This is a genomic window from Nostoc sp. FACHB-888, from assembly GCF_014696655.1.
GTDB lineage: Bacteria > Cyanobacteriota > Cyanobacteriia > Cyanobacteriales > Nostocaceae > Nostoc.
This window is the reverse complement of record NZ_JACJQM010000004.1, coordinates 16,964-31,574: the sequence shown is the minus strand read 5'-3', so window position 1 is coordinate 31,574 and position 14,611 is coordinate 16,964. Positions and strand designations below refer to the sequence as shown.

Here is a 14,611-nt window from a genome sequence, read left to right as displayed (position 1 = left end):
TATACACCGTCAACACATCCCCCAGTTCTCCTCCTTGCACAAACAGCAATCCTGAAGACTGACAATGTTCAAAAGTACCGCAGCTACGCTCATTGTAGACATCGCTTCTCTAACTGCCAAGGTATTATGTAGTCGAACATTATGCAGTATACAGCTTGAGGTTTTGCATGAAAGTAGCAGTCTTCAGTACAAAAGCCTATGATCGGAAGTTTTTGTCAGCTGCAAATTCTCCCACTCAACACGAGCTAGTATTTTTTGAACCCCGTTTAAATCGGGATACCGCTATCCTCGCCGCCGGATTTCCGGCGGTTTGCGTATTTGTGCATGACCAAGTTGACGCGCCAACTTTAGAGCTTCTCGCCTCACGGGGAACTCGACTGGTTGTCCTGCGCTGTGCAGGGTTTAACAATGTAGACTTACAAGCCGCAGCGGATTTAGGAATTACCGTTGTGCGTGTTCCTGCTTATTCACCCTATGGGGTAGCAGAACATGCTGTGGGATTGATGTTAAGTCTGAATCGCAAAATTCATCGTGCCTATAACCGTGTCCGAGAAGGCAATTTTTCTCTAGATGGACTGTTGGGATTTAATTTGCATGAGCGCACAATAGGCATTGTCGGCACCGGCAAAATCGGTCTGATTTTAGGACAGATTATGAAGGGGTTTGGCTGTAACCTACTCGCCTATGATGTTTATCGAAATCCAGAATTGGAGGCGCTAGGTGGAAAGTATGTAGAATTGCCTGAGCTATTTGCCAACTCGGATATTATCTCTCTACATTGCCCCCTGACTCCCGAAACGCATCACTTGATTAACGCTAAGGCTATAGAACAGATTAAGTCAGGCGTGATGCTAATTAATACTAGTCGAGGAGCGCTGATTGATACCCAAGCAGTGATTGAGGGATTGAAGTCTGGCAAGATTGGTTATCTTGGTGTGGATGTCTACGAACAAGAATCGGAATTGTTCTTTGAGGATTTGTCTGGTGCAATTATTCAAGATGATATTTTCCAGCGTCTGACAACGTTCCCCAATGTACTCATTACTGGACATCAAGCCTTTTTTACAGCAGAAGCTCTCCACAATATTGCAGAAACAACTTTTGCTAATATTGCTGATGTTGAACATGGTCGACCTTGCGCCAATGAAATTCGCCCTCAAGTGTCAGCTTAGGTAATGGTTGGCGATCGCAATTAGTTTGAACTAAAATCACTCATCATCAGGCAAATTCTCCATTTCCTCAGTAATTAGCGTCTGAAAATCTTCGTCACAATGATTGTGCAGCAGTTTTAGCGGTGAGAGTTTCAATCATTATGAACGATAGGCAACGCGGAGACTTTGGACTAAAATCACCAAAGATGCGATCGCCATTAATCCACCCCAAAACCAGTAAGGTAAAAGCAAATACCGCTGCATTTGGGCTGTATCAGATAGTCCAAGAGAGCCAGCAGAACTACTAAATAAATAATCCAGTTGATGGAACGTACTCACACAAGCTTGTACACCCAGAAATTGAATAGCAAACCCCTGTGCCCAACGGGGTGCTCTCAGAGCGATACCCAAGATTATTAAACCCAGCAAGGGAATTGCCACCAATCCAAACGCGGAGCGTACCCAAATTAATGTGGAAAATAGCAAAAAACTCCCTAATATTTTTAAACAGAGGGTTGCTGCTGTAAAACTGCGAGAAGCCAGAATCAAACCTGCACCGGCAAGAGGCGGCCCCATTGGGCCTGCTGCTGCAACCATTGCCGGGCCAATTGGCCCCAATGATGACCGGATGCCATAAGTTGCAACACCGGAACCATTGCTAAAAATCTGTAATTTCTGAAACTGTCCCCCTAATAGGAGCGCCATTAAGCCGTGGCCCATTTCATGAAACCAGGTTGCCAGAATTGTAAATGGATATAAGATATAATCACCTGCTGGTAATTGCCACAGTAAAGCAGTTGCGATCGCTGCTGCAATTAGCCAGGTTAACCCCATGTGTTCAACAACTGGCGGAGCTTCTTTAGTAAGCAAGGGTTCAAAATTTCTGCTCGGTTCCCTCATAGGTCGCTCTATTTTAGATTTTCTGGAAAATTCAAAATCTTAAATTGATAGTGTATTTTCTCTATCCTAGTGTACTTAAACTGATAAGCATTTAAATTAGATATAGTCAAGAGTTAAAATACTTGCTGCGCTTGAATTTATTTATTTTTCAATCTTTAATTGCTAAAAAATTCAACTTCGCACCTCGAAGCGACGGCTGTCAACTATGGGCTTATCAAGAACAACATAGTTATCCGTCGCTTGTTTGATGCGGTTCATTTGTTTTTCCTCCAAAAGGGATGCCGGAGGATGGGCAAAAGATGCCTAGACTGATGCCACAATTGATTGAGAATCAGTTAAGCAAGTTGAAAAAGGAATGTCATTAAGTCTCCTTTACCCAAGCTAATGCGATCACCTGGTCGTAATCGATGACGATTCCCTGGTAAAAGGGGCAAGTTATTAATGTAAGTGCCATTAGAGCTTCCCACATCTTCTACATAGTGAGCGTCTCCCTCAACGCGAATATCTGCATGAATCCGCGAAACAACTTCTGAATTGGGAAATCCCGAAACGTCTATATCTGGGGGAATTCGGTCATTAGGCTTGCCGATATGAATTACAGAAAGATTTTGCGGCAATTCAATTAGCCTATCAGTTTGAACGTGGATTAACCGCGCTATAACCTGCTGCAATTGCGTTCTGGCAACCGTTCCAGTTGGTGCTGGTGCTGCTGGTGGGGCTACTTTGGCTTCAGAGGCTGGCGCTGGTTCCAACGGTGGTGGAGTAGGAATACTTTGTACAGAGACTACGGGTTGAGCTACGGGTTCTGCGGGGCTGATTTCTGTAACAGATACCTGTGGCGCTGGTTCTGGGGGAGCTGCCACCTCTGTTGCTGGTAAAGATGATATGGGAGGATGGGAGTTAGTAGAACTGCTCATTCCCAAAGCATCTGGTTGTAAAAGTTCTAACAGGGGATCGGGTGGTACTAACGGCGGTACTTCCACAGGAACATCGGGAGTAACTGTTGTAGCTACCGCAGTATGAACGTGTGGAACTCCTGCTGAGTGGAGGTTATAGCCACACTGACCGCAGAATGCAGCATCTGCCTGCACAGTTGCCCCACAACTGGGACAATTAGTAGTCGCGGGTAACGGTGTATAGCAAGCTTCACACTGGACAGCGCCGTCAGGGTTGGGATGATTGCAATTAGGGCAGACGATCATCGATATTTAGCCTTTGTTCAAGATCATCATAAATATTAGGTAGGACTGGCAAGCAGAAGGCGGCCCTAACTTTAGATTCTAGCAATTACTGGTGATGGAAGGATGAATTGGACACTCGTGGGAGGGGCAGGGGGTAGGGGGCAGGGGGCAGGGGGCAGGGGGCAGGGGGAGCAGGGGAGATAGGGGGAGCAGGGGAGATAGGGGGAGCGCTATTGAGCCATGCCCAATGCCCAATTCCTCATTAATGTTGAAGTTCCAGACCTGCTGCCGCATCTAGCAACCACCGAAGTTCTCCTTGGGGTCGAATTAAGCGGGATGGGTAAGTGAAATCATCGGCTACAGGTGCAAAGACTTGCGCCAAAGCTGGTCGTTTATTAGCACCAGCAACTAGAAAAATTACACTGCGACCAGAGTTGATGAAGGGATATGTGAAACTTATCCGGGGATTTCCGTCTTTGTTACTCACGGTAACTAGGCGATCACGTACTTTGAGAGCCTCTGTGTGGGGAAACAAAGATGCGGTATGTGCATCATCACCCATTCCTAGTAATACTACATCCAATGAGGGAAACTCGACCCCAGAAGAATTGAAAAATTCTTTGAGATGTTGTTCATACTTAGCAGCAGCCAGTTCTGGATTGGCTTCCAAGGTGGGTACGGGGTGAATGTTAGCTGCTGGGATGTCAATACGATCTAGCCATGCCCGACGCGTCATCAGTTCATTGCTATCGGGGTGATCTGGTGCTACGTAACGCTCATCGCCCCAAAATATATGAATTTTTTCCCAAGGCAGTTTTTGAGTAGCGATAGCTTCGTATAACGGTTTAGGTGTACTGCCGCCCGATAAGGCAATAGTAAACTGCCCCCGTTGCTCAATGGCAGTTTCTAACTTAGACAAGATTAATTCTAGCGCTCGTGCAACCAGCGCTGGCTGATCCGGTAGAACTTCAACAGTTTTGTTCATGACTTCATCATCATATTGCTGGCTTCCAGCAATACCATACCGAACTTATTACAATCCCCCTTTTTAACTTTTGAAACATTTAACATCGTAGATTAAGTAGGCTGGAAAAACGTAGATGCTCATTATCACTTTCAACGGTAAGTTGTCAGTAGTCAGTTGTACTAACTACTAACTCTTCTGAGATTATTTTTATTTACACCCAGTTACTTGATACTTTGTTGATTAACGCCACAAAGGATACATTTATTAATTCTTATTAAAAATTAATAAAACTAATTAATTATAAACAGCGCTTCCCAGTCAGCGATCGCTTCGCGTTGGGCAATTAACAATTCCTGAATTCCTTTTTGGGCGACATCTAGCAGCTGATCCAACTGAGTTCGGCTAAAGCTGCCTTCTTCGGCTGTTCCTTGGACTTCAATGATTCCTAGTTGTTGATTCATCACCACGTTAAAATCTACAGTTGCAGCCACATCTTCGATATAATTTAGATCCAAAAATGGCTCTCCTTGGAGTAATCCTACGGAAACTGCTGCTACTTGTCCACACAGAGGCGATCGCTCCAACACCCCCTCTTGCAACAATTTAGAAATCGCATGAGCCAAAGCCACAAATGAGCCTGTAATGGCTGTTGTCCGGGTTCCAGCGTCTGCTTGCAACACATCGGCATCTACAGTTAGCGTGCGTTCTCCTAGTGCCTCAAAATCCACTGCTGCGCGTAAGCTGCGGCCAATTAAACGTTGAATTTCTTGTGTCCTTCCAGATAATTTCAATAATTCCCTTTCTTGGCGTTTTTGGGTAGCAGATGGTAGCATCCGGTACTCAGCAGTTAACCAGCCTTTACCAGTTCCTTCGAGAAACTTAGGAACTCCCTTATTAACGCTAACAGTACAAAGTACTTGAGTATCACCGCATCTTGCGAGAACAGAACCGGGGGCAAAGCGGGTGAAACTGGGATAAAAGCTGATCGGACGTAGTTCGTAGGGAGTCCGACCATCTGGGCGCTGCCAAGCCATTGAAGTTGCCTCAAGATTTACAATACTGCCTTTAAGATTACCTTAGTGTTGCAAATCATCATTATGAGGGTATTGGGCATTGGGCATGGGGCATTGATAAAGAGAACACAGAAGTTCTTTAATTTTGAATTTTGAATTTTGAATTTTGAATTGATTTGCTCCCTCTGCCTCTTTATTTAAGGAACTGAAAGCAGAGTCAAAATATTTTGCTGCACCATATCTGGTGACTGGTCGCCGTTGATGGTTAATAGACAGCGACGACGGTCGTAATATTCTAAGATAGGAATGGTGCGATCGTAGAACAATTCTACACGGCGTTGCACAATTTCTGGTTGGTCATCTGGTAGCGATCGCCCCAAGGATCGGCTAACCATGACTGCTTCAGGGACTTGTAGATAAATCGCCCAATCTAGCTTTTGCTCTAAATTATCCAATAAAAAATCTAATTCTTCAGCTTGGAAAGCAGTACGGGGATAGCCTTCTAAGACCCAATCGCAATTAATATCTGGTTGTCTAAGGCGAATTCTGATTAATTCAATAATCATTTCATCCGGAACCAACTCCCCAGTTTCCACGTATGGCCGTGCGTGGTAACCTAGTTCACTCAGGCTAGCGTAAACCGAAAAAGAAGTCCGGGGATCGGCTTCCAACCATTGGAACTCCGGGAGGAGCTTATCGCCAAATATCGCTTTCCGTAAAATCTCACCTGTAGAAATCAAAGGAATATCAAAGTATCTGCAAAGCCTTTGTGCTTGAGTGCTTTTACCCGATCCTGAACCTCCCAGAATCACCAATCTCACAAAAATTAACTCCTCATCTTGTCAAATTCACTACCTGCTAAGTCTGTTTTGCCCAAACAACCGACAACTCTAACATTTAGCGATTTTCAGCCGTTATGCCCAGCTTTTTTAAATAATTGGAACTCTAACTCATGTGTTGTTATTTTTACAAGTGCTTTCAGAGAAAAAAGAATAATGACTCTTGACTTCAGTACAAACGTAGTGTTTGACTAAGAATGCAATTTGCCAAATTCATCAAACCTGTGAAAAACAGATTGATTATACAGGCAGATTTGTAATAAGTACCGCCAGCACAAACTTCTAATTTATTGTAAATTTTTGAACTTAACCCTATGGTTGCCCAGCTAGAAACCCCAAGTATAAATTCAACTCTAACGTTACCGTATCCAGTTGAAGGGCTAGTGCAAGTTTTCACTAGCTCCCATCGCAACTTTTTTACGAGCGTTATGGCGCAAGCACTGAGGATAGCTGGACAAGGAACGCCAGTATTAATAGTCCAGTTTCTTAAAGGAGGTATTCGTCAAGGACAGGATCGACCCATACAACTAGGACAAAATTTAGATTGGATTCGCTGTGATTTGCCTCGTTGTATTGATACACCACATTTAGATGACACGGAAAACCAAGCTTTACAAAAGCTGTGGCATTATACACAACAAGTAGTGTGTGATAGTAAGTATTCTCTCGTTGTCCTAGATGAGTTAAGTTTAGCGATCAACTTTGGTTTAATTCCAGAAACGGAAGTTTTAGCGTTTCTAGCAAAACGCCCTCCCCACGTCGATATCATTCTCACAGGCCCAGAGATGCCGAAATCCATTTTGGATGTAGCAGATCAAATTACAGAAATTCGCCGGAGTTATCGACCTTAAAGAAAATACTCAAGTCATGCTAATATATCAAGTCTGTTTAAATTAACGTTAGTAGCGAACTTGTGATTAAGAATGATATTTGGATTACTGAAATGGCTCAACAGGGTTTGATTTCGCCCTTTGAGCCAAGTTTAATCCGAAAAGTACAAAAAGATGAGTCTGTAGCGGTTCAACCTGTAATTAGCTACGGTTTGTCTTCTTATGGGTACGATATACGCCTTTCCTCGGCTGAGTTCCGTATTTTTCGCCACATTCCCGGAACTGTAGTTGATCCCAAAAACTTTAATCCCCAAAATTTGGAGCCAACAGCACTGCACACAGATGTCAATGGCAGTTATTTTATTTTACCTGCTCATTCATATGGACTTGGGGTTGCTCTAGAAAAACTAGAGGTTCCTGAGAATATTACTGTAATTTGCATCGGAAAATCTACGTATGCGCGTTGTGGCATAATAGCAAACCTAACGCCTGCTGAAGCTGCATGGCGAGGCCATTTAACTTTAGAATTTTCCAACTCTTCTAGTGCTGACTGTCGCATCTACGCTAATGAAGGCGTGGTGCAATTGCTATTTTTAGAAGGCGAACCCTGCGCTATTAGTTATGAAGCCCGTCAAGGTAAATATCAGGATCAATTAGAGATTGTTACATTAGCAAAGGTATAATAAAATGTTTTTAAATAACTCAATTTAATTCATATTCCTGTTGATCCAAATCCTCCTGAACCTCTAGAAGTTATATCCAGTTCTTTTATAGTTTTGATGGAAACTGATAAAACTGGTTTGATAACCATCTGTGCTATTTTCATACCTCTGCAAATGTCTATAATGTCTATATTGAGATAGTCTAAACTTTCATTGCGTTTCTAGCCAAACCTGTAAATCGACCAAACTAGTAAAATCTAACAGTGCTTCACTCAAATCTTCCAGAACAGGCAAAGGTAAACCAGAAATTGAAGAGCGTATTTCTTCAGAAAGTTCCCCAAATCGCTTAGTCAATTGCCGCAGAATAAGATTAGCTGTTGCTTCCTCCCGTCCTTCCTCCCGTCCTTCCTCACGTCCTTCTTCCTTAATTTCTCGGTAAACTCGCGTTTCCTTAAGCGTGATTCCTAACATAGACTCTACCTCCGCTTGAGTTAAGTGTTCAAATCTGTACACCATAATCGTCGTTATTAATTCAATTATGGCGCGACTCGATGGTAATAGCATTTCTTGAATGGTTCTTGTTAACAAATACCTTGCTTCTTCTGGTGCTTGTTCTTCATCCACTGTAGTTAATACCATCAGCGCCACCCATATAGGTAATTTACGAATATCTCCTAATTCATCTAAATACACCCGATGTACTTGTCCGCCGTTCAGCAATGAACGATGAGGATGAATATTACTTTGTTCGATATTGCGCGACGGGTAAATTATCACTGCTTGCCAGTCGCTAAATCTGGCACGGTTGCGGTAGAAATATAACGAAGATTCAGCCCATACTCTCTCATAAAGTTGTTCATCTTTCTGGAACTGTACCTCGCAAAAATATACAACTCCAGCACCATCGTTTTCAGGTGGTAGAAATACTCCATCAATTTCAAATTTCGGTTCTTTGATGGCGACTGAATCAAAACGATAACTATCTGCATTATTCGGAGGATTTGCCACTAGTTCAAACAGCAAAGTGGGAGACTGTTGAAACAGTTTGTAAAATATTGAATCTCGACGCATGAAAGCATTTTATGAATTTTTTATAAGAATAATTCAGAACTCAGGAGCGGAGCCGGAGACGCTCCGCCTCCGGTCAGAATTCAATATGAATTAATTCAAAGTATGATTATGGTGCAAGCCTGGCTTTACCTAGACGCTGCTTTTCATACCATTGTGCGATCGCAGGTGTCCAATCTTCAAAATGAGGCCACATCATTTCACACAATTTTTGAATTTCAAGTTGAGCATCTTTCTTATTTCTCAGGTCACAAAAATGCAAGAAAGACCTTAAATTGAAGCTAACTACAAAATGCTGGCGATAATCAAAAGGGACTTTACCTCTTGCATGTTCTTCAGACATTCCACCCTCAAAATCAGCTTTATATCGTTTAGCTGCTTCTAGACACCACTGCAAATCTGCTGCTCGTTGCTCTGGCGAATAATGGTACTTTTTTCCTTGCCTATCAGTGTAATAACCAACGGGACGTAGATAAAAAACATCTTCTATGTCTTTCTTACCTTCTACTACATCAATAAATTGGTTGCCTGTGTATCTAAAAGACTGAACATCAAATGATACGCCTACACGATGAGTACGAGCCTGCTGCATCACACTGTGGGGAAAATAGCCACAGTTGAAAACAATCTGGGGATGCTCTAGAGGCCCATAGTGTCCCCTTTCACCCGCTAAAAGTCGCTTAACAATAACTTCGCCGCTTTGTGACTCCGAGGGCCAAGAATCGCGCTCATCAAACACGAACCCATCAGTATAGTCTTGGTGCATCGCGGCATAAATCACCTGCTGCGGGTTTGGTGTTTTGGCAATAACCTCTACTCGAAATCGATGCATTAGCTGTTGGGGAATGGATTTGTGACTGAAAGTGCTTACGAACAAGGAGTGGAGCCTGTTGCTTAGACATGGCTTTGAACTCGATCCATCATCATATCTCTTCTTTGGCTTGGGTTTTTACTCGATCAATTAGATTAATATACTTTACAAATGTTAATAAACTTGTTACAGTTATTTACATAAAGAGAAGACAGGGAAAAATCCATGCGTACAAACACTGCTATAATTGACGACCAAGGCAAACTGAACAACTTTGCGATCGAGCCAAAAGTTTATGTAGATGAGCAAGGCGATCGCACTGGTTTCACTCCCTATGCAGAAATGCTCAATGGTCGTTTAGCAATGATTGGTTTTGTCTCTCTGATAGCATTAGAAGTATTCACAGGACACGGCATCATCGGTATTTTGGCAAGTTTGTAATAACTAATTTTTATAACTTAATTCTCAACAAATGTAAGAGACGGTAAATTTACCGTCTCTTAATTTATGGAAAACTTAGTGCTAGAGTAAAAATATACTGATAGCAAAAGCCGTTAGTTATCAGCGTAAAGTATCAGGTAAATTATGGTTTTAACTGCTTCAACTATGTTGCCTTTAGGCACAAAAGCACCAGATTTTGATCTACCGGAAGTGGTATCTGGAAAGGCAACTTCACTTTCTACCTTTGCAGAGAAGAAAGCGTTGTTGGTAATGTTTATTTGTCGGCATTGCCCATTTGTAAAGCACATTCAACAAGAATTAGTGCAGTTAGGAAAAGATTATTTTACAAGTGATTTAGCGATCGTTGCCATTAGCGCTAACGATGCAAAAAATTATCCAGATGATGCGCCAGAGTCGTTACAAGCATTTGCAACAGAACAAGGGTTTAATTTTACCTTATGCTACGACGAGACCCAGGAAACGGCAAAAGCTTACACAGCAGCTTGCACACCAGATTTTTTTGTATTTGATGATCAACGCCAACTTGTTTATCGGGGACAATTAGATGATAGCCGCCCCAGTAATGGTAAACCCGTAACAGGCGCAGATTTACGCGCAGCCATTGAAGCAGTGCTGGCGGGCAAACCTGTTACAAGCGACCAAAAGCCCAGTGTTGGTTGCAATATTAAATGGAAACCTGGAAACCAACCCAGTTATTTTGGTTGAAACCGATTGGGGATTGGGCATGGGGCACTTGTACTGGGCGTAGTCGTAAAGGCTGCGGCATAGCTTCGGGCGCAGCCTCTGGTAGAGAAGTATGGGGCATTACTCCCTACTCCCCATAAATATCAGTGTTTAATTTCCAAATTAAGTATGTAGCATCCTAGTTGGACTTTTTCTGCCCACAATTCATATTCCAGACGCAAATGTTCTGGTAAAGGATGTCCGTTGAGAGTTAGGCTACTAGTAAAATTTCGTAAACGAATAGGATTGTTAGGTTGCAATGACTCAGTTGGCAACCAATAGCGACTAATGCCATAAACGCCCTGTTCCCAAAAGTGACGGTAACTCACTTGAGCATTACCTTGCATAGTCATGATAACCCGGTAAGGGGAAATCTCCAGCCACAAAATTCTGGGACTGTTAGGGGCGTGAGTTTTGCTCTTACTTTGGGGAAGTGTTTCCTCTGGACTTACAACACTCCCTACTTCACAGCTAATTAGGGGCGGTGCAGTCAGCAGCAAATGGAATCTATCAGTATCTTTTTGATACAATGTCGCAGCAGTTTCCACAACAGACCAAATTGGTAGGTCAGTGGAAATAAGTGATAAGCACACGGGCTTGCGGTGATGAGTCAGCATGGGAGCGATAAGGGCTAAAAGCTATTGAACAAAGTGAAATGAACACTCTAGCTGTCTAATTAGGTCAAAGTAAGAAACTAAATAGTAAAACAGGCTTAATATTAATGAATCCGCTAATTTGTTAAGCTACACAAATCCCAATAGAAACAGGCAGAATGTCAGCTTAGACAGTAAAAACGGTACTTTCTCTAGAGAGAGCTAATTCGTAAGTAAAGCTTGTAAATATTCTAAGGCTATAACCTCAAAACAGTGGGAGTTGTTGTAGATGTTAAGAAACTTTTTTCAGGGAGACTTACCGTAGGCTGGAGTAAGTTTCATACAGTAAAAAGCGATAGGATACTAGGCAGGAAGTCAGCACCAGTAACAAACAAAGTCGCTGCTGAACTTCCGGTCTATTTAAAAGCCAGTGTATCCTAATGTCGGCTTCTGTTATAACCGTAGAAATTTGGAATAAAATTAATTAACATCAGTTCAGGTTAAAGAAGATTTATTCAGCGTTAGTTGACTTAAACGACGCAAACACGTTGACACATATCAGAATCAAGCAACGGTGTAATGAGGGTTTCAGCTTATCCCGAACTCAAGTTAGTTATAATACTCATGAAGCGATGACGCAACAAGCGAACAAAACAGTTAAAGGTTAGCAGTATTAATCAAGCAAAAATTTTATCCCGGTTGTGGGGTGCATCAAAATCAATCAGTGGGCCTTTTGGGACGATGCGAGTTGGGTTAACTCGGGGATGGCTTCTGTAATAATGCCGTTTGATGTGGTCAAGATTGCAAGTCTCTTTGACTCCCGGCAGTTGGTAAAGTTCTTTAAGATAGTTCCACAGATTCGGATAATCTACAATTCTGCATAAGTTGCATTTGAAATGCACATAATAAACTACATCGAAACGAAACAGAGTAGTGAACATACACCAGTCCGCCTCAGTAATTTGATTTCCGCAAAGATAACGTTGATTTCCCAACACTTTTTCTCAGTAGTCGAGAGCTGTGAATAATTCCGTTACCGCTTCATCATAAGCTGACTGAGTGGTAGCAAATCCAGCACGGTAAACTCCGTTATTTATTGGTTGATAAATTGTATCAATCGTCTCGTCAATTACTTTTTGTAAATTTTCTGGATAAAAGTTGATATTTTGTTTAGCGAAAGCATGGAATTCTGTATCAAACATTCGAATGATTTCGCGGGATTCATTATTAATAATTGTCCCATTTTGGATATCCCATAAAACTGGAACTGTCACGCGACCGCTATAGCTAGGGTCAGCCTTCAGATACAGTTGCCAAAGATATTGAGTACCGTTGACTGTATCGGGAATGCACCCTGGTTCATCACTAAATTCCCAGCTATTTTGATCAATTTCTGCTGCAAGGACCGATAACCCAATAACATCTTGGAGTCCTTTCAATTGGCGGATAATGGCAGTGCGACACGCCCAAGGGCAAGCCCAAGAAATATAAAGATGATAGCGTCCCGCTTCAGCTTTCACCCCCCTAGAATCATCAGATGTAATGTGGTTGCGGAAAGTAGTTGATGGACGGATAAATTTACCTTCTGAGTCTTCTTGATCTTTTTGAGATACCCACTGACCATCCTTAAGAATTCCCAAACCCATGATTATCTCCTTAGTTATTAGTCAACAGTCAAAAGTCAAAAGTTTTAGATTTTTGACTTTTAACTATTCAGCGTTGAGGATTTTTGGAACTTTGAAAAAATCGCCTTCCTGTTCAGGCGCACTGTTGAGAATTTTTTCCCGTTCAGGATAAGGTTGCAATTCATCCTCTCGCGTGATGTTGCTGACATCAATTGCCCGCGTTGTTGGGGGGACATTGCTAACATCAAGTTCATCCAACTGTTGAATATAATCCAGAATACTTCCTAACTGGGTAGTGAATTGTTCCTCTTCTTCTGGAGTCAATTCTAAACGAGCAAGATTAGCTACTTTATGAACTTGTTCTTGGTCAATCATAAATTTTCATTTGTCATTGATTATTGATCATTGATCATTAGTCCTTAGCAAATGACAAAGAACTAATGACTAATGACTAAAAGAATACGTCAATTTGCGATCGCCCGGTGGTTTTCAGCCAGTTTTGAGCTTCGATGTAGTTATTGGGAGCCATGCGAATAGCTCGAATCCAATAGTCTGCTGCTTGGTCAAAGAGCGCTTCGCCAGCCTCGTTATCTCCGGCTTCTTTCTCCTTTTCACCTTGATAGTGATAAATCACGGCGATGTTGTTCAACGCTTGGGGCATCCGTGGGTTTAACTCAACTGCTTGATGATACAGTTCTAAAGCTTTGCTGTGGTCGCCGTTGCTGGCATAGATTAGCCCCATATTGTAGAGAATATAGCCGCGATCGTTGGTATCTTCCTCTAGCGTTAAAGCTTCTTCATAATATTCCAATGCTTCAGCATATTCCCCTTCTGCTTGGGCTGACATGCCATCTCGATAATAAACAAACGCTTCTTTAGCTTTTTTGTTGGTTGGCAGAATCTTCAGGATGATATCCGCCATCACTGTAAAGGACTTGTCAACAAAATTATCGTTCTTTTGTGTTCTTGGCATATTTGTCTCTGGGTATGGGGCATGGGGCATGGGGCATGGGGCATGGGGCATTGTTTCCTCATTTCCCCAATCCTCTAGCACGCTCAATAGCTAATTTAACTGATCTGTGGGGGCATTCTTCTCACTGAGCGGGATGATGCACTCTGGACTATTATGCCGAGAATTGTTTACTAAGGTGCTAACGGGATATGCAGTCATTGCTGGCGCTGGATAGGGACGCAATAGCTGCTGTAGGGTTTGGGGCGTTCGCACCTGGGAATCTAGCCATAAATCGTAATCTTGTGGCTCTAGAATCACTGGCATCCGCTCGTGGATAGGTTGAAGCAATTCGTTAGCTGCCGTTGTCAAAATTGTACAAGAGATTATTTCTTCGTTAGCAGGCGATCGCCATTTCTCCCACAAACCTGCAAAGGCGAAGGGTTGCCCATCTTGAAGGCGAAAATAAAATGGCTGCTTTTTGCCTTGTTGCCGTTGCCACTCATAAAAGCCATCAGCTATCACTAAACAGCGTCGATGCTTAAAAGCCGAACGAAAAGAAGGTTTTTCGGCAACAGTTTCAGCCCTAGCGTTAATCAGCTTTGCCCCCATCCCTGCATCTTTCGCCCACGACGGAATTAATCCCCAGTACAACTGCTTAAATTCACGCTTTTCGCTTTCAGCATTTTGTAACACTGTTGCCACCATTTGAGTAGGTGCGATGTTATATCCGGCTGCTAAATCCAGAACTGGCTCGACATGGAAAACCTCAGCTAAAGCTGCTGCTGACTGATTTAGAGTAAATCTTCCACACATACTTTTATTCTCAACCACTGA

General features: G+C 42.6%; 17 protein-coding genes and 1 pseudogene. 5 read left to right on the top strand and 13 right to left on the bottom strand.

What is annotated here, in order from left to right:
• The first annotated feature begins 167 nt into the window (after positions 1-167).
• Positions 168-1,172 carry a 2-hydroxyacid dehydrogenase gene (locus tag H6G26_RS04000; RefSeq protein WP_190728020.1) on the top strand — a complete coding sequence of 335 codons (1,005 nt, stop codon included), beginning with the start codon at positions 168-170 and terminating at the stop codon, positions 1,170-1,172.
• Positions 1,173-1,310: 138 nt separating this feature from the next.
• On the opposite strand, the gene H6G26_RS03995 is transcribed toward H6G26_RS04000, so the two are convergent.
• From H6G26_RS03995 to H6G26_RS03975, 5 genes are all read right to left on the bottom strand, one after another.
• Positions 1,311-2,051, bottom strand: coding sequence for a M50 family metallopeptidase (locus tag H6G26_RS03995; RefSeq protein ID WP_190728019.1), 741 nt, complete (start codon positions 2,049-2,051; stop codon positions 1,311-1,313).
• Between the two features lie 335 nt (positions 2,052-2,386).
• The gene (locus H6G26_RS03990; protein WP_190728018.1) at positions 2,387-3,253 is read right to left on the bottom strand and encodes an FHA domain-containing protein; all 867 of its coding nucleotides are present in this window, start codon (positions 3,251-3,253) and stop codon (positions 2,387-2,389) included.
• A 241-nt stretch (positions 3,254-3,494) separates the two neighbouring features.
• Positions 3,495-4,217: a 6-phosphogluconolactonase gene (gene pgl, locus H6G26_RS03985; RefSeq protein ID WP_190728017.1), complete on the bottom strand. Its 723-nt coding sequence runs from the start codon at positions 4,215-4,217 to the stop codon at positions 3,495-3,497.
• 272 nt (positions 4,218-4,489) lie between these two features.
• Complete coding sequence (gene rph, locus H6G26_RS03980; protein ID WP_190728016.1) at positions 4,490-5,233, bottom strand: ribonuclease PH; 744 nt, start codon at positions 5,231-5,233, stop codon at positions 4,490-4,492.
• 176 nt (positions 5,234-5,409) lie between these two features.
• On the bottom strand, positions 5,410-6,033 hold the full coding sequence (locus tag H6G26_RS03975; protein WP_190728015.1) for a nucleoside monophosphate kinase: 624 nt from the start codon (positions 6,031-6,033) through the stop codon (positions 5,410-5,412).
• A 332-nt stretch (positions 6,034-6,365) separates the two neighbouring features.
• Here H6G26_RS03975 and H6G26_RS03970 point away from each other — a divergent pair, with 332 nt between their 5' ends.
• Positions 6,366-6,902, top strand: a complete 537-nt coding sequence (locus H6G26_RS03970) for a P-loop NTPase family protein (protein ID WP_190728014.1) — start codon at positions 6,366-6,368, stop codon at positions 6,900-6,902.
• 92 nt (positions 6,903-6,994) lie between these two features.
• A complete protein-coding gene (dcd, locus tag H6G26_RS03965) occupies positions 6,995-7,564 on the top strand; it encodes a dCTP deaminase (RefSeq protein ID WP_199326633.1) in 570 nt (189 codons plus the stop codon).
• 29 nt (positions 7,565-7,593) lie between these two features.
• Here the strand turns inward: dcd and H6G26_RS03960 are convergent, their stop codons facing one another.
• The 3 genes from H6G26_RS03960 to thyX form a co-directional block, all read right to left on the bottom strand.
• Complete coding sequence (locus H6G26_RS03960) at positions 7,594-7,719, bottom strand: hypothetical protein (protein ID WP_347242432.1); 126 nt, start codon at positions 7,717-7,719, stop codon at positions 7,594-7,596.
• 34 nt (positions 7,720-7,753) lie between these two features.
• Positions 7,754-8,614, bottom strand: coding sequence for an Rpn family recombination-promoting nuclease/putative transposase (locus H6G26_RS03955; RefSeq protein WP_190728011.1), 861 nt, complete (start codon positions 8,612-8,614; stop codon positions 7,754-7,756).
• A 106-nt stretch (positions 8,615-8,720) separates the two neighbouring features.
• Positions 8,721-9,443 carry an FAD-dependent thymidylate synthase gene (thyX, locus tag H6G26_RS03950; protein WP_190728010.1) on the bottom strand — a complete coding sequence of 241 codons (723 nt, stop codon included), beginning with the start codon at positions 9,441-9,443 and terminating at the stop codon, positions 8,721-8,723.
• Between the two features lie 204 nt (positions 9,444-9,647).
• Here thyX and H6G26_RS03945 point away from each other — a divergent pair, with 204 nt between their 5' ends.
• Positions 9,648-9,863, top strand: coding sequence for a chlorophyll a/b-binding protein (locus H6G26_RS03945; protein ID WP_190728009.1), 216 nt, complete (start codon positions 9,648-9,650; stop codon positions 9,861-9,863).
• Positions 9,864-10,007: 144 nt separating this feature from the next.
• Positions 10,008-10,589: a thioredoxin family protein gene (locus H6G26_RS03940; RefSeq protein WP_190728008.1), complete on the top strand. Its 582-nt coding sequence runs from the start codon at positions 10,008-10,010 to the stop codon at positions 10,587-10,589.
• 122 nt (positions 10,590-10,711) lie between these two features.
• Here H6G26_RS03940 and H6G26_RS03935 read toward each other — a convergent pair whose 3' ends face one another.
• The 5 genes and pseudogenes from H6G26_RS03935 to H6G26_RS03915 all read right to left on the bottom strand — a co-directional run bounded on the left by H6G26_RS03935 (position 10,712) and on the right by H6G26_RS03915 (position 14,590).
• Positions 10,712-11,224: a hypothetical protein gene (locus tag H6G26_RS03935; protein WP_190728007.1), complete on the bottom strand. Its 513-nt coding sequence runs from the start codon at positions 11,222-11,224 to the stop codon at positions 10,712-10,714.
• 653 nt (positions 11,225-11,877) lie between these two features.
• Positions 11,878-12,846 (bottom strand): annotated as a pseudogene (locus H6G26_RS03930) (glutathione S-transferase family protein).
• 63 nt (positions 12,847-12,909) lie between these two features.
• Positions 12,910-13,200, bottom strand: a complete 291-nt coding sequence (gatC, locus tag H6G26_RS03925; RefSeq protein WP_190728006.1) for an Asp-tRNA(Asn)/Glu-tRNA(Gln) amidotransferase subunit GatC — start codon at positions 13,198-13,200, stop codon at positions 12,910-12,912.
• 76 nt (positions 13,201-13,276) lie between these two features.
• Complete coding sequence (locus tag H6G26_RS03920; RefSeq protein ID WP_190728005.1) at positions 13,277-13,798, bottom strand: photosystem I assembly protein Ycf3; 522 nt, start codon at positions 13,796-13,798, stop codon at positions 13,277-13,279.
• A gap of 90 nt (positions 13,799-13,888) precedes the next feature.
• Positions 13,889-14,590, bottom strand: coding sequence for an SOS response-associated peptidase (locus H6G26_RS03915; RefSeq protein WP_190728004.1), 702 nt, complete (start codon positions 14,588-14,590; stop codon positions 13,889-13,891).
• Between the last annotated feature and the right edge of the window lie 21 nt (positions 14,591-14,611).

Coding starts and splice junctions, on each gene's coding strand:
- pgl (WP_190728017.1), bottom strand. CDS start 4,217: ATGAACAAAACTGTTGAAGTTCTACCGGATCAGCCAGCGCTGGTTGCA.
- dcd (WP_199326633.1), top strand. CDS start 6,995: ATGGCTCAACAGGGTTTGATTTCGCCCTTTGAGCCAAGTTTAATCCGA.
- thyX (WP_190728010.1), bottom strand. CDS start 9,443: ATGCATCGATTTCGAGTAGAGGTTATTGCCAAAACACCAAACCCGCAG.
- H6G26_RS03995 (WP_190728019.1), bottom strand. CDS start 2,051: ATGAGGGAACCGAGCAGAAATTTTGAACCCTTGCTTACTAAAGAAGCT.
- rph (WP_190728016.1), bottom strand. CDS start 5,233: ATGGCTTGGCAGCGCCCAGATGGTCGGACTCCCTACGAACTACGTCCG.
- H6G26_RS03935 (WP_190728007.1), bottom strand. CDS start 11,224: ATGCTGACTCATCACCGCAAGCCCGTGTGCTTATCACTTATTTCCACT.
- gatC (WP_190728006.1), bottom strand. CDS start 13,200: ATGATTGACCAAGAACAAGTTCATAAAGTAGCTAATCTTGCTCGTTTA.
- H6G26_RS03920 (WP_190728005.1), bottom strand. CDS start 13,798: ATGCCAAGAACACAAAAGAACGATAATTTTGTTGACAAGTCCTTTACA.
- H6G26_RS03915 (WP_190728004.1), bottom strand. CDS start 14,590: ATGTGTGGAAGATTTACTCTAAATCAGTCAGCAGCAGCTTTAGCTGAG.
- H6G26_RS03945 (WP_190728009.1), top strand. CDS start 9,648: ATGCGTACAAACACTGCTATAATTGACGACCAAGGCAAACTGAACAAC.
- H6G26_RS03990 (WP_190728018.1), bottom strand. CDS start 3,253: ATGATCGTCTGCCCTAATTGCAATCATCCCAACCCTGACGGCGCTGTC.
- H6G26_RS03940 (WP_190728008.1), top strand. CDS start 10,008: ATGGTTTTAACTGCTTCAACTATGTTGCCTTTAGGCACAAAAGCACCA.
- H6G26_RS03955 (WP_190728011.1), bottom strand. CDS start 8,614: ATGCGTCGAGATTCAATATTTTACAAACTGTTTCAACAGTCTCCCACT.
- H6G26_RS04000 (WP_190728020.1), top strand. CDS start 168: ATGAAAGTAGCAGTCTTCAGTACAAAAGCCTATGATCGGAAGTTTTTG.
- H6G26_RS03970 (WP_190728014.1), top strand. CDS start 6,366: ATGGTTGCCCAGCTAGAAACCCCAAGTATAAATTCAACTCTAACGTTA.